Below are 24059 nucleotides of genomic sequence, written 5' to 3' on the forward strand. Positions count from 1 at the left end.
AAACAAGCGATGCATGATTGCAACATCTGGTGGAGCGATGCGCATAAGAATCAACGGCTTGCGCTTGGCACGATGTTTGCGCATAAGCCACTGTACCCACTCAAGGAACCGCCATGACGCCCACATCCACCTCTTCCGCCGGAGCACGTTTCCGGGCTGCGCTGGCTGCCGAATCGCCGCTGCAGGTGATTGGCGCGATCAACGCCAACCATGCGTTGCTGGCCCAACGCGCCGGCTATCAGGCGATCTACCTGTCTGGTGGTGGCGTGGCGGCCGGGTCGCTGGGCCTGCCGGACCTGGGCATCAACACGCTGGAAGATGTGCTGATCGACGTGCGCCGCATCACCGACGTGTGTGCGCTGCCGCTGCTGGTGGACGTGGACACCGGCTTCGGCCCGAGCGCGTTCAACATCGAACGCACCATCAAATCGCTGATCAAGGCCGGCGCGGCCGGTTGCCATATCGAAGACCAGGTGGGCGCCAAGCGCTGCGGCCACCGGCCGGGCAAGGAGATCGTGAGCCAGGGTGAGATGGTGGACCGGGTCAAGGCGGCGGCCGATGCCAAGACCGATGCGGCGTTCTTCCTGATTGCGCGCACCGACGCGATCCAGATGGAAGGCGTGGACGCGGCGATCGAGCGCGCCATCGCCTGCGTGGAAGCAGGTGCCGACGGCATCTTCGCCGAGGCGGCATACGACCTGGAGACCTATCAGCGCTTTGTCGACGCGGTGCAGGTGCCGGTATTGGCCAACATCACCGAATTCGGCAAGACCCCGCTGTTTACGCGCGACCAGCTGGCGCAAGCCGGTGTGGCGATCCAGTTGTTTCCGTTGTCGGCGTTCCGCGCCGCCAACAAGGCGGCCGAAGCGGTTTACACGGCGATCCGGCGCGATGGTCATCAGCAAGCGGTGCTTGGCAGCATGCAGACGCGCGAAGAGCTGTACGAACGCATCGGGTACCACAGTTACGAGCAGCGCCTGGATGCGTTATTTGCACGCAAAGGCGCATGATCGCGCTCTGCCGATCGCCTTCGTTGCCACCTCGTCAGTCACAACGCGACACGCCATAGTTTGGGAGCTCATTGCATGAACGACACCGTCAACCCTGGTTTCAAGCCGAAAAAATCCGTTGCCTTGTCCGGCACTGCCGCCGGCAACACGGCCCTGTGCACGGTGGGGCGCAGTGGCAACGATCTGCATTACCGCGGCTACGACATTCTCGATCTGGCCACCAGCAGCGAGTTCGAAGAAATTGCGTACCTGCTGGTGCATGGCAAGCTGCCCAATAGCGGCGAATTGCGCGGTTACAAGGCCAAGCTGCGCTCGCTGCGCGGTGTGCCGGCGGCGGTGAAAACCGCGCTGGAACAACTGCCGCCGTCGGCGCATCCGATGGATGTGATGCGCACCGGCGTCTCGGTGCTGGGCTGCCTGCAGCCGGAAAAAGACGACCATAACCACCCGGGTGCGCGCGACATCGCCGACAAGCTGATGGCCTCGCTGGGCTCGATGCTGCTGTATTGGTACCACTACAGCCACAACGGCAAGCGCATCGAAGTGGAGACCGACGACGATTCGATTGGTGGTCACTTCCTGCATCTGCTGCATGGCTTTGCGCCGAAAGACTCGTGGGTGCGCGCGATGCACACCAGCCTGATCCTGTATGCCGAGCACGAGTTCAATGCGTCCACGTTTGCGAGCCGGGTGATTGCCGGGACCGGTAGCGATATGTACAGCGCCATTGCCGGTGGTATCGGCGCGTTGCGCGGGCCCAAACATGGGGGCGCCAACGAAGTGGCCTTCGAAGTGCAGAAACGCTACGACACCCCGGACGAAGCAGAAGCCGATATCAAGGCGCGTGTGGAGCGCAAGGAATTAGTGATCGGCTTCGGGCATCCGGTGTACACGGTGTCCGACCCGCGCAACAAGGTGATCAAGGACGTGGCGCGCGAACTCTCTGACGAACAGGGCAGCCGCAAGATGTACGACATCGCCCAGCGCCTGGAAAGCGTGATGTGGGACATCAAGAAGATGTTCCCGAACCTGGACTGGTTCAGTGCGGTGAGCTACCACATGATGGGCGTGCCGACGGCGATGTTCACCCCGCTGTTCGTGCTGGCACGCACGGCCGGCTGGAGCGCGCACATCATCGAGCAGCGTGTCGACGGCAAGATCATTCGCCCTTCGGCCAATTACACCGGGCCGGAAGATCAGGTGTTCGTGCCGCTGGATCAGCGCAGCTGAGGATGCCGTGTAGGCGTTGACTTGCCCGCCTTGGTCGCCTTCTTCAATGAAGGCGATTGCGCCTTGCGAGTGCGATCAGCCGCGGCAAAGTCTGCAGGCCTATGAAACGCTGACTTCGATTCCCGATTCCCGATTCCCGATTCCCGATTCCCGCTCCAAAGCCCCCGCCCGCCTCGTGATGTCGCCAGCCATGAACAGCCAGTACCGCAAGCCCTTGCCGGGCACCTCGTTGGATTACTTCGATGCGCGCGCCGCCGTCGATGCGCTGCAGCCCGGCGCGTACGCGACCTTGCCGTACACCGCACGCGTGCATGCGGAAAACCTGGTGCGGCGGGCCGGGCCACAGATGCTGGAGGCGTATCTGCGCCAGCTGATCGAGCGCAAGCGCGAGCTGGATTTTCCGTGGTTTCCGGCGCGCGTGGTCTGCCACGACATCCTTGGGCAGACCGCATTGGTGGATCTTGCCGGCTTGCGTGATGCGATTGCCGAGCAGGGCGGCGACCCGGCGCAGGTCAATCCGGTGGTGCCGGTGCAGCTGATCGTCGATCACTCGCTGGCGGTGGAATACGCCGGCTTCGACAAGCAGGCCTTTGCCAAGAACCGCAGCGTGGAAGACCGCCGCAACGCCGATCGCTTCCATTTCATCGAGTGGACCAAGCGTGCGTTCGAGAATATGGAAGTGATTCCGCCGGGCAACGGGATCATGCATCAGATCAATCTGGAGAAGATGTCGCCGGTGATCTATACGCTGGACGGTGTGGCGTTTCCGGACACCTGCGTGGGCACCGACAGCCACACCCCGCATGTGGATGCGCTGGGCGTCATCGCGGTGGGCGTGGGTGGCCTGGAAGCGGAGAACGTGATGCTGGGGCGCGCCTCGTGGATGCGCTTGCCGGACATCATCGGGGTGGAATTGACTGGTCGGCCGGCGCCCGGCATCACCGCCACCGACATCGTGCTGGCATTGACCGAATTCCTGCGCCAGCAACGCGTGGTGGGCGCCTATCTTGAATTCTATGGTGCAGGTGCCAGTGCGCTGACCATCGGCGACCGCGCGACCATTTCCAACATGACGCCGGAATTTGGCGCGACTGCGGCGATGTTCTACATCGACCAGCAGACCATCGATTACCTGCGGCTCACCGGTCGCGACGACGCGCAGGTGGCATTGGTGGAGAACTATGCACGCCATACCGGGCTGTGGGCCGACGATCTGGCCACCGCGCAGTACGAGCGTGTGCTGCAGTTCGATCTGTCCAGCGTGGTGCGCAACATGGCCGGGCCCTCCAACCCGCACAAGCGCGTGGCGACCAGCGAGCTGGCTGCGCGCGGCATTGCCGGTACGTGGGAAGACGTGCCAGGCCAGATGCCCGATGGCGCAGTCATCATCGCGGCGATCACCTCGTGCACCAATACCTCCAACCCGCGCAATGTCATCGCCGCCGGCTTGCTGGCGCGCAATGCCAACGCGCGTGGATTGACCCGCAAACCATGGGTGAAAAGTTCGCTGGCGCCGGGCTCCAAGGCAGTGCAGCTGTACCTGGAAGAAGCCGGTTTATTGAGCGAACTGGAACAGCTGGGCTTCGGCATCGTGGCGTTCGCCTGCACCACCTGCAATGGCATGAGCGGTGCGCTGGACCCGACCATCCAGCAGGAGATCATCGACCGCGATCTGTATGCCACGGCCGTGTTGTCGGGCAACCGCAATTTCGATGGGCGCATCCATCCGTATGCCAAGCAGGCATTTCTTGCCTCGCCGCCGTTGGTGATCGCTTATGCAATCGCCGGAACCGTGCGCTTCGATATCGAGAAGGACGTGCTGGGCATCGATGCCGACGGCGTGGCGGTCACGCTCAAGGATCTGTGGCCGAGCGATGCGGAGATCGACGCAGTGGTGGCGCGCAGCGTCAAGCCGGAGCACTTCCGCAGCGTGTACGACCCGATGTTCAAGCGCAGCGTGGGGCAGGGCATCAGCGTGAACCCGCTGTACGACTGGCGGCCGACCAGCACGTACATTCGCCGCCCACCGTATTGGGAAGGTGCATTGGCCGGCACCCGTACGTTGCGCGGCATGCGCCCGTTGGCGGTGCTGGGCGACAACATCACCACCGACCATCTGTCGCCGTCGAACGCAATCATGGCCGGCAGCGCGGCAGGCGAATATCTGGCGCAGATGGGCGTGCCGGAGGAAGACTTCAATTCCTACGCCACCCATCGCGGCGACCACCTCACCGCGCAGCGCGCTACTTTTGCCAACCCTAAATTGATCAACGAAATGGCGGTGGTCGATGGGCAGGTCAAGGCCGGCTCGCTGGCGCGCCTGGAACCGGAAGGCCAGGTGCTGCGCATGTGGGAGGCGATCGAAACCTATATGACCCGCAAGCAGCCGTTGATCATCATTGCCGGCGCCGATTACGGGCAGGGTTCCTCGCGCGACTGGGCGGCCAAGGGTGTGCGGCTGGCCGGTGTGGAAGCGATCGTGGCCGAAGGCTTCGAACGAATCCACCGCACCAACCTGATCGGCATGGGCGTGTTGCCGCTGGAGTTCAAGCCGGGCACCGATCGCAAGACCCTGGGTATCGATGGCAGCGAAACCTTCGATGTGGTGGGTGAGCGCACGCCCGGCGCCACGCTGACGCTGTCGATCCACCGGGGCGATGGCGAGCAGCTGCAGGTGCCGGTCACGTGCCGGCTGGATACTGCAGAAGAAGTATCGATTTACGAGGCCGGTGGTGTGCTGCAGCGGTTTGCGCAGGATTTTCTCGAGAGCCGGGAATCGGGAATCGAGATTCGTTGAAAGCGAGATCTGCACCGCAAGCGCACTAACGGCACTGGCTGCCGCCATCGCACCGCCGCCCTAATCCTCAATCCCGGCCTCCCATGACCCATCTTCCCCAACTCCGTATCCCCGCCACCTACATGCGTGGCGGCACCAGCAAGGGTGTGTTTTTCCGTCTGCAGGATTTGCCGACGGCCGCGCAGCAGCCGGGCGCTGCACGCGATGCGCTGTTGCTGCGGGTGATCGGCAGCCCGGATCCGTATGCCAAGCAGATCGATGGCATGGGCGGGGCGACGTCCAGCACCAGCAAGAGCGTGATCGTCTCGGCCAGTACGCGTGACGGGCACGATGTGGACTATCTGTTTGGCCAGGTGTCCATCGATAGCGCATTCGTGGATTGGAGCGGCAACTGCGGCAATCTGTCGGCGGCGGTAGGTCCGTTCGCGATTGCCAGCGGCTTGATCGATCCGGCACGCGTGCCGCGCGATGGCGTGGCCACGGTGCGGATCTGGCAGGCCAATATCGGCAAGACGATTGTGGCGCATGTGCCCATGACCGATGGCCAGGTGCAGGAAACCGGCGACTTCGAACTGGACGGCGTGACCTTTCCGGCGGCCGAAGTGCAGCTTGAGTTTCTCGACCCGGCCGATGATGCCGAAGGCGAGGGCGGGGCGATGTTTCCCACCGGCAATCTCATCGATCGATTGGAGATTCCCGGGCTGGGCACGCTGGATGCCACGCTGATCAATGCGGGCATTCCGACCATCTTCGTCAACGCGCGCGATCTGGGCTACACCGGCACCGAGTTGCAGGAGGCCATCAATGGCGACCCGCGGGCGTTGATCATGTTCGAAACGCTGCGCGCGCACGGCGCGGTGCGGATGGGCTTGATTGCGAAGATAGAAGACGCCGCTACACGTCAGCACACGCCCAAGGTCGCCTTGGTGGCGTCGCCGGCCGACTACACCGCATCCAGCGGCAAGCCGGTGCACGCGGCCGAGATCGACCTGCTGGTGCGTGCGATGTCGATGGGCAAGTTGCACCACGCGATGATGGGCACGGCAGCGGTGGCGATCGGCACTGCTGCGGCGGTGCCGGGCACCTTGGTCAACCTGGCTGCCGGCGGCGCGGCGCGCTCGGCGGTGCGCTTCGGGCATCCGTCCGGCACGTTGCGGGTGGGTGCGCAGGCGCAGCTGGTCGACGGGCAGTGGCAGGTGACCAAGGCGCTGATGAGTCGCAGTGCGCGAGTCGTGATGGAAGGCTGGGTGCGGGTGCCAGGTGCCGTTGTCGAGGTTGAGTGAGCGGCACTGGTTGGGCGCTCGATGTTTGGGTGAACGACGATAGTTTGCGATCAGGATTGCCGCCACGCTCCCGCCCAGGCGCCACATGTTGCAAGCATCGCTGACTGAGACTCTGTATGTCCCAGCGCACAAATTGCGCCGGCGTGTTGCATTAATTCGAACGCTTTCCTAAATCCTGGACACTTTTTCGTACGGGTTCTGCCATATTTGTGTAAATCGTGTTAATTCTGTTGCGCCGCGGCACGCAGGCCGGGCCGCCCCGCCACCAGAATCCGGAGTTCTCCCCATGTCCGCCAGCCGGTCGCTCAAGATCAGCGCGCTCGCCGTTGCCGTCGCTTCCCTTCTTCCGCTTTACGCCGCCGCCCAGCAGGCGCCCAGTGACGACGGTGTGGTGCGTCTGGATGCGGTCAAGGTCACGGTCGAGCGCCGCTCGGAAGACTCCAAGGACGTGCCGGTGTCCGCCTCGGTGTTGCGTCCGGAATTTCTGGATGCCATCTCCACCAGCGGCTCGGATATCCGCGTGCTGGCCGGCAAGGCGCCCAGCCTCAACATCGAATCATCCAACGGCCGTGTGTTCCCGCGCGTGTATATCCGCGGCTACGGCAACACCGACTTCAATACCTACGCCTCGCAGCCGGTGTCGTTGATCTATGACGACGTGGTCCAGGAAAACGCATTCCTGAAGGGCTTCCCGATCTTCGATCTGGAAGGCCTGGAAGTGCTGCGCGGCCCGCAGGGCACGTTGTTCGGCCGCAATACGCCGGCCGGCGTGGTCAAATTCAATTCGGTCAAACCGACGATCGGCGCCAATGACGGCTACGCCAGCCTGTCCTACGGCACCTACGGCACCATGACCCTGGAAAGTGGCCTGAGCATCGCGATGGGCGAGCACTGGGCAGCGCGTCTGTCCACCTTGGGCCAGCGCCGCGACGATTGGGTGGAAAACCGCGATGGCCGCGATCTGGAAGGCTATACCGATTCGGCCGTGCGCCTGCAGCTGCTGTACCAGGCCAGCGACGATTTCAGTGCGTTGTTCAACGCGCATGCGCGCCATCTGGACGGCACTGCGCGGCTGTTCCGCGCCAACATCATCCAGCCCGGTACCAATCAGCTGGTGGACGGTTTCGACGAAGAAAAATCCTTCATCGACGGCGCCAACAACCAGGAACTGCAGACCTACGGCGGCAGCGCCAACCTGACCTGGGACCTGGGCGACATCGCGCTGCACTCGATCACCGCGTATGAGGGCATCGGCAAGTACTACAGCCGTGGCGACATCGACGGCGGCTTCGGCGCGGTGTTCGCGCCGCCGTCCGGCCCGGGCGTGATTCCGTTCCCGGTGGAAACCGCCGGCGGCATCAAGAGCCTGGACCAGTACAGCCAGGAACTGCGTGCCGAATCGCAGTACGAAGGCCCGCTCAACTGGCAGGCCGGCCTGTACTACTTCCACGACGATGTGGAAGGCGAAAATTACACCTACAACACCTTCAGCGGCGGCGACCTGGCCAGCTACCAGCTGACCCGCCAGCGCAACACCTCGTGGGCGGCATTCGGCTCGTTGAACTACGCGGCCACCGACCGCCTGAACCTGCGCGCCGGCATCCGCTACACCTACGACAAGAAGACCTTCGACGTGCTGGCGCTGGACCGCGTCACCCTGGTCGAGCCATCCAGCGGCGAGACCGACAACTCCAAGGTCACAGGCGATCTGGCCGCAACGTTCTCCATCAACGACGACGTCAACGTGTACGCACGTGCGGCACGCGGCTTCCGTGGCGCCAGCTTCGGCGTGCCCTCGGACACCGCGCCGCTGACCGTGGCCGAGCCGGAGACGGTGGATTCGTTCGAGGTCGGCATCAAGTCGGACCTGTTCGACAACCGTGCGCGTCTGAGCTTCGACATCTACGATTTCCGGGTCAAGAACCAGCAGCTCACCGCAGTGGGCGGCACGTCCAACGACGTGCGTCTGCTCAATGCCGACAAGACCAAGGGGCGCGGCGCCGAGTTCGACTTCGAAGCGCTGCTCACCCAGAATCTGCGCGTCACCGCCGGCGGTGCCTACAACTGGACCCGCATCGACGACCCGGCCCTGTCGGTGGGCGTGTGCCGTACCTGCACCGTGACCGACCCGCTCAATGCGGCCGGCAACGCGTTGATCGACGGCAACGACCTGCCGCAGGCGTCCAAGTGGATGGCCAACGCCACGCTGCGTTACGGCATCCCGATGGGCAACGACGGCGAGCTGTTCTTCTACACCGACTGGTCGTACCGCAGCGAAGTGAATTTCTTCCTGTACGACTCCAAGGAATTCACCGGCCAGCCGCTGGTCGAGGGCGGCGCCAAGATCGGTTACAACTGGGGCGCGGGTGCGTACGAGTTGTCGGTGTTCTGCCGCAACTGCACCAACCAGATCCGCGTGACCGGCGCGATCGACTTCAACAACCTCACCGGCTTCATCAACGACCCGCGCATCGTAGGCGCGCAGTTCCGCGCCAACTTCTGATCGGCGTTGTGGTGTAGCACCATCGAACCGCCGGCGATCATGCCGGCGGTTTTTTTATGGCGGCAGGAGGAGATGCATGCGGCGGATCATTCGAAATGCGTGGTTGACTGCGGGGCTGTGCTGCGCGGCTGCCGTGGCCCAGGCGCAGGCGGCTGCGGTGACGACAGCGCAGGCCGCGCAACCGCCCACGGCCACCGAGCTGCTGGTGGTCTCCACCGACATTGGCGACGACATCGACGATGCGTTTGCGCTGGGGCTGCTGTTGCGCAGCCCGCAGTTGCAGGTGCTGGGCATCGCATCGGCATGGGGCGACACCTCGTTGCGTGCGCAACTGTTGCAGCGCTTGTTGCAGCAGGCCGGGCGCAGCGAGATTCCATTGGCGGTGGGTGCACGCACGACCAGCAGCATTGCCTTCAGCCAGGCACGCTGGGCCGCCAAGGGACAGTTGCCCGGCAAGCTGCCGGATGCGGCGGCAATGATCCTGCAGCAGGCGCGCCGGCATCCGGGCGAAGTCACCTTGCTGGTATTGGGGCCGATGACCGATGCGGCGTTGGCGCAGCAGCGCGACCCGGCCGGCTTTGCCAAGCTCAAGCGCATCGTGGCGATGGGCGGCTCGGTGCGGGTGGGTTACGGCAAGTCTGCCTATCGGCCGGCAAGCGTACCGGCGCCGGAGTACAACATCCTCTCCGATGTCTCGGCGGCGCAACGTGTGTTCGCGGCTGGTGTACCGATCGTGCTGCTGCCATTGGACGCCACCCAGATCATGCTGGAAGAACCCGAGCGCATCGCCTTGTTCGCCCATGGCGACGGCCTGACTGACGCACTGACCCAGCTCTATTACCAGTGGCGCACTACCGACCAGCCCTGGGCCAGCGCCACCCCGACCGTGTTCGACGTGGTGCCGGTCGCCTGGTTGCTGGATCCGCGCTTGTGCCCGACCACGCCGCTGCATCTGGATGTGGATGGGCAGGGGTACACGCGCGAAGGCGCGGGCACGCCGAACGTGCAGGCCTGTTTGCGCGCGGACAAACCGGCGCTGATCGAGATGTACATGCGTACGGTGCTGCAGTTGCGCTAGGAGTGACTGTCAAAATGTGGTGAGCGCCGACTTGGTGGCGAGCGCAGTGGTTTCATTGGCCGTACTTTTGGGATGCAGTCAAAAGCCTGGTTGGTCGTGCGCACGGTGTCCTCACCGCTCGCGGGACACGCCGCAAGTACGTCCTTGTAGGCTCGGTGGCGGCATCCATGCCGCCACACGGTCCCGCAATCGGCGAGGACACCGCACCAGAAAATGCGTCGGTTGCTTTGTTGAACGCCTGCTTGTTGCTCTGCTTGTGATGGAACGTTTGTTGGACGCACCATCATCCGAACAATGCACGCCATGCCCTGTTTGCGCCCTGCACACCGACCATCTTGACTGGTCCTTGCACGCCCACCATCGCGGGACCTTACGCGGCATGGATGCCGCGTAAGAGCCTACAGGGACGTACTTGCGGCGTGTCCCGCGATGGTGGGCGGGCAAGGGCCCTGCAGCCAAGCCGCAACTCAGCGATCTGCCATGGACCGGCGTCAAACCACTGCGCTCACCGTCGGTCGGGCACGCAGGTGCCATCGCAGCGCTGGCCCGGTGGCGCATCATCGCCGCCCATCGGCAAGTCGCTGCGTCCTCCCATGCCACCATCGGTGACGTGAACGGCATCGCTATACTTGCGTCCTCAGTCATGGGGTAGCACGAATGGACAGCCAGGGATCACGGATGATGCGGTCGGGCACGCGGCGCATGCTGCTGTGGGTGGTGCTGCTGACCGTGGCGATCGGCGCGGTGGCGTGCAAGCGCAACGAAAGCGGGCAGCTGCCTGCCGCCAGCGGCGAGGCGATCAAGGCCGACAAGCAGGCCATCACCGGGTTTGCGTTGGCGCGTGCCTATCCCGACCAGACCGGCGACGGCCTGTCGTTGGCGCTGGAATTTTCGCGTCCGCTGGTGGGTACGCAGGATTTCGATGCGCTGGTGCGCTTCGAAGAAAAGGTCGGCACCGGCGACAGCAGCTGGTCGCTGTCCGAGGACGGCAAGACGCTGCGCTATCCGTACGTGGAAGCGGCCAAGGACTATACGGTTCTGGTCGACGGCAACCTGCTGGCCGCCGACGGCAGCCGCCTGGGCAAGCCGCTCAAGCAAAAGGTCTACACCGGCGAACTCAAGCCTGTGGCCGGGTTCGCTTCGCAGGGCAGTGTGCTGCCGGCGCGCGAGAGCCGCGGCCTGCCGGTGGTGTCGGTGAACGTGCCGGAAGTGGATGTCGAGTTCCTGCGCGTGCGCGAGAAGTCGCTTCCGGCGTTCTTCCAGCAGTTCCAGCGCGGCGGCCGTCGTGGCAGCTGGGAGCTGGAGAGCGAATACAACGACAAACAACCGCTGTCCAAGCTGGCCGAGCCGGTGTACGTCAACCGTTTCATCCTGGGCGGCAAGCAGAACGAGCGTGTGCTGACCTACCTGCCCACGCAGGACATCAAGGAGCTGCAGGAGCCTGGCCTGTACTTTGCGGTGATCAAGCGCGCCGGCAGCTTCGAGAACGAACAGGAGACGTCGTTCTTCACCGTCAGCGACATCGGCCTGCACACGCGCGCCTACAGGGACAAGCTGTTCGTGCACACCGCCTCGTTGCAGAGCGGTGAGCCGATCAAGAACGTGGAAGTGCGCATCCTCGATGCCAAGGGCGAGCTGTTCCTCAAGGGCGCCACCGACGGTAACGGCAATGCGCTGCTCAACTACACGCTCGACGCCGGCCATGTGCTGACTGCGCGCAGCAAGACCGGTATCTCGGTGTTGCCGTTCAACCAGCCGGCGCTGGATCTGAGCGAATTTGCGGTAGCCGGGCGCCAGGGCGCGTGGTTCGACGTGTTCGCCTGGGCCGGCCGCGATCTGTACCGCCCCGGCGAAACCATGCGGGTGTCGGCGATCCTGCGCGACAACGACGGCAAGCCCACCAAACCGCAGCCGGTGTTCCTGCGTCTGAAACAACCGGACGGCAAGACGTTTCGCGAGACCAAACTGCAGCCCGGCGAACAGGGCTATTTCGAATTCACCCAGCAGATTCCGGCCGATGCGCCAACCGGCCGCTGGCAGGTGGAATTCCGCACCGACCCGGCCAGCAAGGACGCCGTGCAGGGCATGACCGTGCGCGTGGAAGAGTTCCTGCCCGAGCGCATGAAGCTGGACCTGGACAGCACGCAAAAGACCTTGAGTGCAGGGCAGCCGTTCAAGCTGGTGGCCAACGCCGCATACCTGTACGGCGCGCCGGCCGATGGCAACCGTTTCACCGCCAAGTTGGCGGTCAGCGTGGAGCAGCATCCGCTCGAATCGTTGCCGGGCTGGTTCTTCGGCGACCCCACGCTGGAGTTGCCGCGCGACGCCAAGGACGTGATCGACACCGAGTTCGGCAGCGACGGCATCCTGCGCGAAGACATCGCATTGCCGGCCGAAGCCAAGCCGGTCAGCACGATTGCCGCGGTCGTCTCCGGCAGCGTGTATGAAACCGGCGGGCGCACCGTCACCCGCACCCTCAAGCGTGTGCTGTGGCCGGCCAAGGCTTTGGTCGGCGTGCGCCCGTTGTTCGACGACAAAGACGGCGCCGATGCGAATGGCACGGCGCGCTTCGAGGTCACACGCGTGGATGCCGACGGCAAGCCGCAGCCGGCCAAGGGCCTGAAGGTCACCCTGGTACGCGAGCTGCGCGATTACCACTGGAACTACACCGACAACCACTGGGACTACGACTTCACCCGGCGCTTCGAAAACAAGGACACGCGCACGCTCGACGTGGGCAGCGTCAATGCCAAGATCGATTTCCCGGTGGAGTGGGGCGAATATCGCCTGGATGTGTTCGACCCGGCGAGCGGGCTGACCACGCGTTACCCGTTCCGTGCGGGCTGGAGCTGGAACGACGAAAACCGCGGCCTGGATGCGCGCCCGGACAAGGTCAAGCTGGCGTTGGACAAGACCGGCTACCGCGCCGGCGATACGCTGAAAGTGACGCTGACCCCGCCGCATGCCGGCAAGGGCGTGTTGCTGGTGGAAAGCGACACGCTGCTGTACGTGCAGGACATCGACGTCAAGCCGGGCAGCACGTTCGAGATTCCGGTGACCGAGGCGTGGGAGCGCCACGATGTGTATGTCACCGCACTGGTCTTCCGCGGCGGCAGTGCGCCCAGCAAGATCACGCCGGCACGTGCGGTGGGCGTGGCCTATGTGCCGATGGATCGCAAGGCACGGCGTGTGGCGGTGGGCTTGTCCGCACCCAAACAGATGCGTCCCGAGCAACCCTTGCCGGTGACGGTGAGCGTGCCCGAGCTGGCCGGCAAGGCTGCGCACGTGACCATTTCGGCGGTGGACGTGGGCATCCTCAACATCACCCGTTTCCCGGTGCCCGATGCCAACGCGCAGTTCTTCGCGCAACGTCGTTTGGGTACCGATGCCTATGACATCTACGGGCGGGTGATCGAAAGTTTTGAAGGCGCCAGCGGCAAGCTCAAGTTCGGTGGCGACATGGCATTGGAAGCCTTGCCGCAGGCCAAGCGCCCGACCGCGCGCGTGCAGACGGTGGACCTGTTCTCCGGCTCGGTGACACTCGATGCCCGTGGCAATGCGCGGGTGCAACTGCCAGTGCCGGATTTCAACGGCACTTTGCGGGTGTCGGCATTGGTGTACTCGGACACGCGTTATGGCAACCGCGACATGGAAACCATCGTGCGCGCGCCGATCCTGGCCGAAGCCAGCATGCCGCGGGTGATGGCGCCAGGCGACCGCAGCACGGTGACGCTGGATGTGCAGAACTTCACCGGCAAGCCGGGCGAGTTCAACGTGCGCGTGGAGGGCATCGGCCCGCTCGCCATCGCCGAGGCGGCGCGCAGTGTCAAGCTGGGCGTGGACGCCAAGCAGACGCTGAGCTTCCCGCTGAGCGCCACCGAAGGCTATAGCGTGGCCAAGGTGCGCGTACGCGTGGACGGCAACGGCTTCAAGGTCGACCGCAGCTATGAGCTGCCGGTGCGCGCCGGCTGGCCGCAGGTGTTGCGTGCGCAGACGCGCGTGCTCGACCCGTTGGCGCCGATCACCCTGGACAGCGGCTTTGCCGACGGCCTGATGTCTGGCTCGGTGACCGCGCGCATGGTGGTCAGCGCGTTGCCGCCGATTCCGTTCGCCAGCGCCCTGCAAGGCGCGTTGGAGTATCCGTACGGCTGCGCCGAACAGACCACCAGCAAGGGCTACGCAGCGCTGTTGCTCGACGATGCCACCGCCAAGGCGCTCGGCAGCAAGGGGCTGGACGCGGCGACCCGGCGTGCGCGCATGGAAGGTGCGTTTGGCCGCTTGGCGTCGATGCAGATCGCCAGCGGGCATTTTTCGATGTGGGGCGACGATGGCTACATCAATCCGGGCCTGACGCCCTACATCGCCGAGTTCCTGCTCGATGCCAAGGATGCGGGTTTTGCGGTGCCCGACAACGTGCTGCAGAAGGCGCTCAATCGCCTCAGCGAAGACCTGTTGTCCGGCGGTAACGAGTTCTACGGGCAGGACCGCCGCGATAACTTGAAGTTCGCCAATCAGGCCTGGTCGGGCTATGTGCTGGCACGCGTCAATCGCGCTCCGCTGGGCACCTTGCGCGCGCTGTACGACAACCAGCGCGACAAGGCGCTCACTGGCCTGTCGCTGGTGCATCTGGGCATCGCCTTGTCGCTGCAGGGCGACACCAAGCGGGGCGATGCGGCGATCAAGGCCGGGTTTGCCAAGGACAGCAGCGAGCGCCCGCCGTACTTCGCCGATTACGGCAGCGCCATCCGCGACGATGCCTTGATGATGGCGTTGCTGCACGAGCGCGGCTTGTCCAAGCCCGAGTACGACACCCGTGCGGTGGCACTGGGACGCGCGCTGGACGCACGTCGCGCCACCGGCTGGCTGTGGCTGAGCACGCAGGAGCAGGTGGCGTTGGCGCGGTTGGGCAAGGCCTTGATGGTCGGGCAGGGCAAGCAGGTCTCGGGCAGTTTGACCATCGGCGATGCGGTGCAGCAGATCGCGCCGGCACGTGTGTTCGGGCGCAGCTTCGACAGTGCAGCGTTGGCGCGCGGCGTGCAGTTTGCGCCGCAAGGCGAGGCACCGATGTACGCCAGCCTGGAAGTGGCCGGCATTCCGCGCAGCGCACCGGAGCCGGACACGCGCAACCTCAGCGTGGAGCGCAGCTGGTACACCACCGACGGCAAACCGTGGACACCGCGCCCATTGAAGGAAGGCGAAGCGTTGATCGTGCGCGTCATCATCACTGCCAACACCAGCATGCCGGACGCATTGCTTACCGACCTGTTGCCGGCCGGCCTGGAGATCGAGAATTTCAATCTCGGCGATGCCAAACAATGGGCCGACGTGGTGGTGGACGGCATCGGCATCAGCGCGCGTTCCAGCGCCGCCGACGTCAAGCACGAAGAGTTCCGCGACGACCGCTACGTGGCCGCGCTGGCGCTGTCCTCCGGCAGCAAGGCGCAGGTGTATTACCTGGTGCGCGCAGTCACGCCGGGCACGTACACGGTGCCGCCATCGCTGGCGGAAGACATGTACCGGCCCGAGCTACGCGGTGTAGGCCGCAGTACGCCGGCCACGATGACGGTGGTGCAGCCGTAAGTGATGCGTTGGGTCTTATCCCGTCGGGAGAATGAGGATGGTCGGCCGCTGAAGCTACCCTTCTCCCGTTGGGAGAAGGTGCCCCGTAGGGGCGGATGAGGGTACGTGTGCAGCCTGGCGTGTTTGGAACGACAGGAGTAGCTTCGCCCCGTACCCTCACCCCAATCCCTCTCCCGGTGGGAGAGGGGCTTATCGTTGCAGCGGGCGAGTTCCAGGTAGTTGCTGAGTGCTTGCTTCGCCCGCTGGGACATCACTGCGCATTGTCTTTTCGATGCGATGCGCGCGACACGCAAGGGTCATTTTTACGGGCTACGGTGGCGTGCTTTCTCATCGGCGCGGCGTGATTGCTGCGCGACTTACGGGATTCCATGCAGCGTCCCGATTCGTACCGTGTACACCTGTCCGGTCTTGCCGTGGCCATCGCGGCCTGCTCGCCAGCTCCGCAGGCATACGCCAGCGAGGGTACGGCGGTTCCAGTCGACCCCGTAGTTCCTACCTCCTCCGATGCGCTGCCCACCACTCCATCAGGTGTGCAGACCCTCGATGCCATGCAGGTCACCGGCGTGCGTCGTGCCAATGCCGCCGCGGTGGAAAGCAAGCGCGCGGCGACCAACATCACCGATGTGATCAGCGCCACCGACGTACGCGCCTTGCCCGACAGCACCATCGTCGAGGCGCTGCGCCGCGTGCCCGGCTTGTCGGTGTTGCCGGCCACCGACAACGAGCATCCGCGCGATGAAGCGGCCACGCCGGTGTTGCGTGGTCTGGGGCCGTCGGGCCGACAGTTGCGCTCAAGGATGTCTGCATGTCGCTCATGTTCCGTGCCTGGCCGATAGTCAGGCATCTGGTGTGGTTGGTCGTGTTGGTTGTCTCTCTGCAGATCCGCGACATCGCCAAGGCCATCGGTCTGCCCATTCCCAAGATCCCGGTGCCCTACGGCGGCGGAATTGCCGACAATTTGCTCAGCGTGGTGGCTGTGCTGATCGCGGCCGCACTACTTCATCGCAGTACGCCTGCCGACATCGCTGCGCGGCTGGGGCTGCGCTGGAGCGGGTTGCGCGGCCCGGTACTGACGCTGCTCGCCACCGTGCCGTGCTGGCTCGGCTTGTGGACGCAGGCCGCCTCGATGGGGACGGACGATTTGCGCGGCCTGTTGTGGTTGGCGCTGCTGTTCCCGCTGGCCGAGGAAATCGTGTTCCGCGGATTCGGATTCGTGTTTGCGACGCGTGCGCTCGGTTGGCGTCCGGCGATCGCCGCGCCGGTGCAGGCGGCCGTCTTCGGTTGCGTGCACTGGCTTGGCGCGGGTGGCGGCGGTGGCGAGGCGCTGCTGATCTTCGCCATCACCGCGATCGGCGCGCTGCTGTTTGCGATTGTGGATGCGCAGGACGGCTACGCGCTCTGGAGCGGCTGGGTGTTGCATGCCTCGCTCAATGCAGCCTGGACCGTGTTTGCAGTGTCAGACTCGGCGGCCAGCGGTTGGCTGGGCATGGCATTGCGCCTGTCGGCGGTGTTTCTGGCCATGGGCGTGCTACGCGCGTTCGTGACGCCGCGCGGGATGGCGTCTGTGCCAGTGGCCGCTGGTGCGCGCCGCGTCCAGTAACCCGTCGGCAACACGCAGCGTCGCCTGGTAACTCGCCCCTGCCTCGCGCCTTCTGTGACGTAGCAGTGGCCGAAAACCGGTTTGCCCTGCATCCTTTGCAGGATGGAAGAGCAATCTCAGGCGCAGGCAGGGACAGAGCGGACGCCGCAGCGCCCGGCAGCAACGAAGGAGCCAGGCCGACCAGGGCGCCGGCCCTGGTTGAAATGGCTGCGCTGGAGCGCAGCAGCACTGCTGAGCGTCTTGCTGCTGCTGGACCTGGCCTTCCCATTGCCGCTGCCAAAGTCGCGCGACACCTCCACCTTGGTGGTTGCGCGCGACGGCACGCCGTTACGTGCGTTCGCCGACCGAAATAGCGTTTGGCGCTATCCGGCCACGCCGCAGAGCGTGTCGCCGTTGTATCTGCAGGCACTGTTGAATTACGAAGACCGCTGGTTCTGGCGCCACCCCGGCGTCAATCCGTGGGCGCTGCTGCGTGCCGGCGGGCAGTGGATCGGGCAGGGCCGCATCGTGTCCGGCGGTTCCACGCTGACCATGCAGGTGGCGCGCATTCTGGACCCGCACACGCGCACGCCATGGGGCAAGGCCAAGCAGTTGCTGCGTGCGCTGCAGCTGGAAGCGCATCTGAGCAAGCGCGAGATTCTCAACCTGTATCTGGAACGCGCGCCTTACGGCGGCACCATCGAAGGCGTGGAAGCGGCCAGCTGGGCGTATCTGGGCAAACCGGCGAAAGCGTTATCGCAGGCCGAAGCCGCGTTGCTGGCGGTGCTGCCGCAATCGCCCAGCCGGCTGCGCCCGGACCGTCACCCGGAAGCGGCGCAACGGGCGCGCGACAAGGTGCTCGATCGCATGGTGGAGCTGGGCGTGTGGTCGCGCGCGCAGGTGGACGATGCGCGCATCGAGCCGGTGGTCACACGCTCGCTCAAGCCGCCGTTGCATGCGGCCTTGCTTGCCCAGCGCCTGCACAGCGCGCAGCCGCGTGCAGCGCGTATCGTCACCACGCTGGATGTGGAGTTGCAGCGCACGCTGGAAGAGCGCGTGGCCACGTATTTTTCGCAATTACCCGAGCGTACCTCGGCCGCCTTGTTGGTAGTCGACAACGCCACGATGGAGGCGCGCGCCTATGTCGGCTCGGCCAGCTTCGGCGACCGCAAACGCCTGGGTCATGTGGACATGGTGCAGGCGTGGCGTTCGCCGGGCTCCACGCTCAAGCCATTTCTGTACGGCATGGCGCTGGACGATGGCCTGATCCACTCCGAAAGCCTGCTGGTGGATGCGCCGCAGAGCTTTGGCGACTACCGGCCCGGCAACTTCGATGCGGCCTTCAACGGGCCGGTCAGTGCGGCTACTGCGTTGCGCCTGTCATTGAACGTGCCGGCGGTGGATCTGCTCGATCGCATTGGCCCGGCACGCTTTGCCGCGCGGCTGTCCAATGCCGGCATCGCACTGCATTTCCCGTCCGGCCGCACCCCCTCGCTGGCGTTGATCCTGGGCGGTACCGGCGCGCAGCTGCAGGAGTTGGTGGGCGCGTTCGCCGCGCTCAATCGCGGCGGCATCGCCGGGCGTGTGCGCTATACGCCGGACGATGCGCGCATCGATCGGCGGTTGATGTCGCCGGGTGCGGCCTGGATCGTGCGCGAGATCCTGCAAAGCAATCCGCGCCCCGGCTACGGCAGCGGTACCTTCGATACCGCCGCGCGCCCGGGCGTGGCATGGAAGACCGGCACCAGTTATGGCTACCGCGATGCCTGGGCCATTGGCGGCACGCGGCGTTACACCGTTGGCGTCTGGGTGGGGCGGCCGGACGGCACGCCGTTGCCGGGCCAATACGGGGCAGTGACCGCGTTGCCGTTGATGTTCGAAGTCATCGATGCCTTGCCACGCAGTGCCGGCGACAGTGCACCGTTGCCAATGCCGTCCACGGTGCAGCCCGTGCAGATCTGCTGGCCGTTGGGCGGCGCTGCCGAGCAAACACCGCCGCCCTTGTGCGCGCGCCGTGCCGACGCCTACGCGCTCGACGGCGCAGTGCCGCCCACCTTTGCCGAACGCGATGCACGCCTGTGGCAGAGCGGGCAGCTGCACTTCGAGGTGGACGCACGCAGCGGTCAACGCCTGTCGCAGGACTGCGCGCAGCCGCACGCGCGTGCGTCGCGCGCAGTGGCGCGCTGGCCGGCGCTGGTATCGCCCTGGCTCAGCACCGCCGAACGTGCAGCTGCGCAACTGCCGCCATTGGCTGCAGATTGCGTGCCGGACGGGCGCATGACCGGCGGCGGTGTGCTGCGCATCGACGGCCTGAGCGACCGCGCCACGCTCGCGCGCGCCAACGACACTGCACGCCCGGTGCGCTTGCAACTGCGCGCACTGGGCAGCGAAGCGCGCATCGACTGGCTGCTGGATGGCCGCTGGATCGCGCAGACCAACGGACGACAAGGATTCCAGCGAGACTTCGAAGAAGTCGGGATGCATACGCTTACCGCAATGGCCAGCGATGGTGCATGGACGCAGGTGCGTTTTCGCGTTTTGCGTTGAGCACCGCAGCAGCGTGATCGATCGCTAGCTGACACATAGCGGTGCGCCGGGCGCGATTGGCGTTATCGGTAAGGCCCATCGCGCCCAAGGGCGCTCCTACGAGAAGCGGTGGGTATCGAGATTGCGATGTGTCGACAGGGGCGTGGTTGCGTTGTCGTGCGACATGCGCCGAAAACAGACAGGGCGCACGCGGCGCCCCGTCTGTTTCGTCATCGCTGTCGTGGTGCCCACGTCATGCCGATGCAATCATCCGGCATGACGTAGCGCATCGCGGTTGCAGGCACGTACAAATGATCGACGGTGCCTGCGCGCGTACTGCATGCAGTGCGCAGCACCACACCGATCACCTCACTCGCCGATCCAGCCTTCCAGCATGTCGGCGAACTCGTCGGCGTGCTTTTCTTCCTGGGCCAGGATGCTTTCGAGAATGCGCTTGGTGGTGGTGTCCTTGTCGCCGATGAAATCGATCATCTCGCGGTAGCTGTCGATGGCGATGCGTTCGGCGATGAGGTTTTCCTTGACCATGTCGCGCAGGTCGGTGCCTTCCTTGTATTCGGCATGCGAGCGCTTGGTCAGGGTGTCCGGGTTGAGGTCGGGCTCGCCACCCAGTTGCACGATGCGCTCGGCAAGTTTGTGCGCGTGCGCCTGTTCCTGCTGCGCATGCTCCAGGAACTCGCCCTTCACTGCGTCGGCCAACATGCCCTTGGCCATGAAGTAGTGGCGGTAGTAGCGCAGCGTGCACACGTATTCGGTGGCAAGTGCGGTGTTGAGCAGGGCGATCACTGCCTCGCGGTCGGCGTGGTAGCTCTCGGTGATGGCGCCGTCTTCGATGCTCTGGCGTGCGCGGGCGCGCAGGGTGGCAGTATCGGTGATACCGGCGGGAGTTGCGTTGGCTGGCTGATCAGACATGGCTGGCCGTTTTCCTTCTGAGTGGATGGGAGAATCGATACATCAATCCGGCAGGTGCTGCAGCACGTAATCGGCGGCAGAGACCTTGAATTCGCCGGGTTCTTCGACAAACAACGCCTTGACCACGCCGTCGTCGGCATACAGCGCATAGCGGCGCGAACGCAGGCCCATGCCCGAACCGCTCGCGTCGATCTCCAGGCCCAGCGCGCGAACCAGTTCGGCGTTGCCGTCGGGCAACAGGTGCAGGCCTTCGGGAATGAGCTGGCTGCGGCCCCAGGCCTGCATCACGAACGGGTCGTTGACCGCAGTGCACAGCACTCCGATACCGCGTTTGCGGAATTCGTCGAAATGTTCCACATAGCCCGGCAGGTGCTTGGCCGAGCAGGTTGGGGTGAAGGCCCCCGGCACCGCGAACAGCAGCACCTTGCGGCCTGCGAACAAGGTGTGGGTGTCGACTGCCTCGATGCCTTCGCGCATGCGCTTGAGCACGACTTCGGGAATGCGGTCACCAACGTGGACGGTCATGCGGCAGGCTCCTGTGGCTGAACGAATTCTAGAAAGTGGCGGGGGAAAAGCGCGTCAACGTGCTTGAAATCCGCACGGCGACGCCTATGTGACGCACACGGCCGGCGCAACTGCGTATGCCGCGGTCGCCGGCCCTTTCATCCACCCTTCTGGAGGCTCGCAATGAATATCGTTCGTTATCCCCAGTGGCCCACCCACGCCCTGCAAAACGAGATCAAGCATGTGTTCGACCGCTTCTTCGAGCAGAACAGCGATACCGACGAATCGGCCGTGGTCACCGCGCAGTGGGTGCCGCGCGTGGACATCAAGGAAGAGCCCAATCACTTCGTGCTGTACGCCGATCTGCCGGGCATTGACCCGAGCCAGATCGAGGTGCAGATGGACAAGGGCATCCTGTCGATCAAGGGCGAGCGCAAGAGCGAATCCAGCACCGAAACCGAGCGTTTCTCGCGTATCGAGCGCCGCTACGGCAGCTTCCATCGCCGTTTCGCACTGCCCGACAGTGCCGATGCCGATGGCATCACTGCCGCAGGCCACAACGGCGTGCTGGAAATCCGCATTCCCAAGCGCCCGGCGGCCACCCCGCGCCGTATCCAGGTCGGCAACGGTCAGGACACCAGCGGCAGCACCGTGCAGTAAGCGCAGCGGGCACCGCGGCGCCGCGCCTGATTGACGCGCGGTCCTGGCAGGGCTGGCCTGTGCTGTGCACGCAGGCCGGCTCAGCCACCGGGGCATCTGGCCGGCAGCCCTGCCGGTCATTGCCGCCCGCTGCAAGACGCTGGACCTGGAGCGAAGTCACCGGCTTCGCTCCCCGGCGACAGGCGCGCCGTAGAATAGGCGCGGTTGTCCGCCCGGCTGCGAATAGATTGGCCAACACCTCGGTTGCGTGACCGCGTTGCGGGCGCGGCTGGTATGCGAACCCGGCACGTACGCCCGTACGGTGCAGGTCTGCATATCGCCCGCCTCGCTACGCGCTGTCCACCGGAGTGCTGGCCGCTCGAACTGGCTCGTGGCCTCGGCTGCGGGCCGTTTTTTTTCCAGAGGTGATTAGATGGAATTCAAGGATTACTACGCAACGCTCGGCGTGGAGCCCAGTGCAGGCGATGCGGAGATCAAGACCGCCTACCGCCGGCTCGCGCGCAAATATCACCCCGACGTCAGCAAGGAAGCAGGCGCCGAAGACAAGTTCAAGGCAATCAACGAAGCCTACGAAGCGCTGCGCGACCCGCAAAAGCGCAAGGCCTACGACCAGTTGAAGGCGCAGGGGTTCCGCCCGGGCGACGAGTTCCAGGCCCCGCCCAATTACGGCGGCGGGCAGGGCTTCGATTACGAAGAGGTGTTCGGCAATGGCGGGGCCGGTGGCGGCTTCAGTGATTTCTTCGAGAGCCTGTTCGCCGGCCAGCGCGGCGGCCGGCCGCGCGGCCCGGGGGCCGGGCCCGGCGCAGGGGCCGGCCCGCAGGCGCGCGGCGACACCCGTGCCAAGCTCGCAGTGCCGCTGGAAGCGGTGCATTCGGGCGACAGCGTGCGCATCACCATCAACGGCAAGCAGCTGGACGTACGCGTGCCCAAGGGCGTGCAGCCGGGCCAGGTGATCCGCCTGAGCGGGCAGGGCAACGGCGGCGGCAACCTGCTGCTGGAGATCGAATACGCGGCGCACCCGCAGTTCGAGGTGGACGGGCGCAACATCCTTTACACCCTGCAGGTCATGCCCTGGCAGGCCGCGCTGGGCACCACCATCAGCGTGCCCACCCTGGGCGGCTCGGTGGAACTGAAGGTGCCGGCCGACTCCGACGCCGGCCGCAAATTGCGACTGCGCGGCCGCGGCCTGCCCGGCACCACCCCGGGCGACCAGATCGTGGAACTGGAAATCCTGGCCCCGGCTCCGACCGACGACGCGCAGAAAAAGGCCTACCGGAATCTGGCCAAGGCGTTCGGCGAGACGGTGTGAGTGAGCTGATCCGCGCGGGCTAGAAGAGCCCCTCTCCCCGCGGGAGAGGGGTTGGGGTGAGGGTGCGGTAGGTCAGCAATGTGGCAGTCGACCTTGACCTGCGCCATCGAACCGCAGCCGTACCCTCATCCGGCGCTACGCGCCACCTTCTCCCGACGGGAGAAGGAATAAGCCCCTCTCCCCGCGGGAGAGGGGTTGGGGTGAGGGTGCGATAGGTCAGTAATGTGGCAGTCGACCTCGACCTGCGCCATCGAACCGTAGCCGTACGCTCACCGGCGCTGCGCGCCACCTTCTGCCCGATGCAGGAGGGCAATGTCCCGATGGGAGATAGGGAATCAACGTCGCTGTCCGTCGATTCCTTTGCTGAATCCAATCGTGCTGGTTCGACGTAGCACTCCTGCAGTCGTCTACAAGAGAATCTCGTGCGCCAGCTCATTGCGTGTCGCAACACTTGCGTGCACCAACCACCAGCCAGGCCCAGCTACCGCAAGCGCGGCCGGCGCACTACACTCGCCGCGCATACTAGGGGAAACACATGGCACGTATTTTGATCGTCGACGACTCGCCGTCGCAGCTGCTGGGGATTCAGCGCATCGTCGAGAAGCTTGGGCACGAGACCATTACGGCCACCGATGGCGCCGCCGGCGTGGAAGCGGCCAAGGAGTCGCTGCCGGATCTGGTGCTGATGGACGTAGTAATGCCCAACCTCAACGGCTTCCAGGCCACGCGCACGCTCAAGCGCGAGCCCACCACCCAGCACATTCCGGTGATTCTGGTCACCACCAAGGATCAGGACACCGACCGCATGTGGGGCATGCGCCAGGGCGCCCGCGCCTACATCACCAAACCGTTTTCCGAAGACGAGCTGCTGGAAGTGATGGAGCGGGTGTTCAGTCAAAAAGACGAACCGCCCAAAGCGTAAGTGCGCCGGCCAGGCGTGATCGACGCCAGAGGTCGGAAATAGGTTTGAGTGAGGGTAGACGGGGGAGAAGGGCAAGCCCCTCTCCCGCGCGGCGAGAAGGCACTGCTTGCGCGCCAGTGGCGAGCGTGCCCTTGAGCGCCCGCGCTGC

The 24059-nt window shown here is 65.0% G+C and carries 14 protein-coding genes and 1 pseudogene; 13 read left to right on the top strand and 2 right to left on the bottom strand.

Annotation, left to right across the window (positions count from 1 at the left end):
* The first annotated feature begins 113 nt into the window (after positions 1 to 113).
* The 10 genes and pseudogenes from prpB (at position 114) to pbpC (ending at position 19607) form a co-directional block, all read left to right on the top strand.
* A complete protein-coding gene (gene prpB / locus M3O59_RS05620) occupies positions 114 to 1010 on the top strand; it encodes a methylisocitrate lyase (protein ID WP_116906535.1) in 897 nt (298 codons plus the stop codon).
* Between the two features lie 75 nt (positions 1011 to 1085).
* Positions 1086 to 2240, top strand: coding sequence for a bifunctional 2-methylcitrate synthase/citrate synthase (gene prpC, locus M3O59_RS05625; protein WP_116906536.1), 1155 nt, complete (start codon positions 1086 to 1088; stop codon positions 2238 to 2240).
* A gap of 190 nt (positions 2241 to 2430) precedes the next feature.
* Positions 2431 to 5037 carry a Fe/S-dependent 2-methylisocitrate dehydratase AcnD gene (acnD, locus tag M3O59_RS05630; RefSeq protein ID WP_116906546.1) on the top strand — a complete coding sequence of 869 codons (2607 nt, stop codon included), beginning with the start codon at positions 2431 to 2433 and terminating at the stop codon, positions 5035 to 5037.
* Positions 5038 to 5120: 83 nt separating this feature from the next.
* Positions 5121 to 6320: a 2-methylaconitate cis-trans isomerase PrpF gene (gene prpF, locus M3O59_RS05635; RefSeq protein ID WP_249046076.1), complete on the top strand. Its 1200-nt coding sequence runs from the start codon at positions 5121 to 5123 to the stop codon at positions 6318 to 6320.
* 286 nt (positions 6321 to 6606) lie between these two features.
* Complete coding sequence (locus M3O59_RS05640; RefSeq protein WP_116906538.1) at positions 6607 to 8823, top strand: TonB-dependent receptor; 2217 nt, start codon at positions 6607 to 6609, stop codon at positions 8821 to 8823.
* A gap of 76 nt (positions 8824 to 8899) precedes the next feature.
* Positions 8900 to 9901, top strand: coding sequence for a nucleoside hydrolase (locus M3O59_RS05645; protein ID WP_116906539.1), 1002 nt, complete (start codon positions 8900 to 8902; stop codon positions 9899 to 9901).
* A gap of 678 nt (positions 9902 to 10579) precedes the next feature.
* Positions 10580 to 15481, top strand: a complete 4902-nt coding sequence (locus tag M3O59_RS05650) for an alpha-2-macroglobulin family protein (protein WP_181920636.1) — start codon at positions 10580 to 10582, stop codon at positions 15479 to 15481.
* A 368-nt stretch (positions 15482 to 15849) separates the two neighbouring features.
* A pseudogene (locus M3O59_RS05655) lies at positions 15850 to 16257 on the top strand (TonB-dependent receptor plug domain-containing protein); the annotation flags it as partial.
* 29 nt (positions 16258 to 16286) lie between these two features.
* Positions 16287 to 17081 (top strand): CPBP family glutamic-type intramembrane protease, encoded by a 795-nt coding sequence (locus tag M3O59_RS05660; RefSeq protein ID WP_116906541.1) that lies wholly within the window; start codon positions 16287 to 16289, stop codon positions 17079 to 17081.
* A gap of 102 nt (positions 17082 to 17183) precedes the next feature.
* A complete protein-coding gene (gene pbpC, locus M3O59_RS05665) occupies positions 17184 to 19607 on the top strand; it encodes a penicillin-binding protein 1C (protein ID WP_116906542.1) in 2424 nt (807 codons plus the stop codon).
* A 348-nt stretch (positions 19608 to 19955) separates the two neighbouring features.
* Here pbpC and M3O59_RS05670 read toward each other — a convergent pair whose 3' ends face one another.
* Positions 19956 to 20516, bottom strand: coding sequence for a ferritin-like domain-containing protein (locus tag M3O59_RS05670; RefSeq protein WP_116906543.1), 561 nt, complete (start codon positions 20514 to 20516; stop codon positions 19956 to 19958).
* 42 nt (positions 20517 to 20558) lie between these two features.
* Positions 20559 to 21041, bottom strand: a complete 483-nt coding sequence (locus M3O59_RS05675) for a peroxiredoxin (RefSeq protein ID WP_116906544.1) — start codon at positions 21039 to 21041, stop codon at positions 20559 to 20561.
* A 162-nt stretch (positions 21042 to 21203) separates the two neighbouring features.
* Here M3O59_RS05675 and M3O59_RS05680 point away from each other — a divergent pair, with 162 nt between their 5' ends.
* The 3 genes from M3O59_RS05680 to pilH all read left to right on the top strand — a co-directional run bounded on the left by M3O59_RS05680 (position 21204) and on the right by pilH (position 23911).
* A complete protein-coding gene (locus M3O59_RS05680) occupies positions 21204 to 21680 on the top strand; it encodes an Hsp20/alpha crystallin family protein (protein WP_005996158.1) in 477 nt (158 codons plus the stop codon).
* Positions 21681 to 22092: 412 nt separating this feature from the next.
* A complete protein-coding gene (locus M3O59_RS05685) occupies positions 22093 to 22989 on the top strand; it encodes a DnaJ C-terminal domain-containing protein (RefSeq protein WP_064634514.1) in 897 nt (298 codons plus the stop codon).
* 535 nt (positions 22990 to 23524) lie between these two features.
* Complete coding sequence (pilH, locus tag M3O59_RS05690) at positions 23525 to 23911, top strand: twitching motility response regulator PilH (RefSeq protein WP_064634513.1); 387 nt, start codon at positions 23525 to 23527, stop codon at positions 23909 to 23911.
* Positions 23912 to 24059: the final 148 nt, after the last annotated feature.

The organism is Xanthomonas nasturtii (assembly GCF_023337365.3).
GTDB lineage: Bacteria > Pseudomonadota > Gammaproteobacteria > Xanthomonadales > Xanthomonadaceae > Xanthomonas > Xanthomonas nasturtii.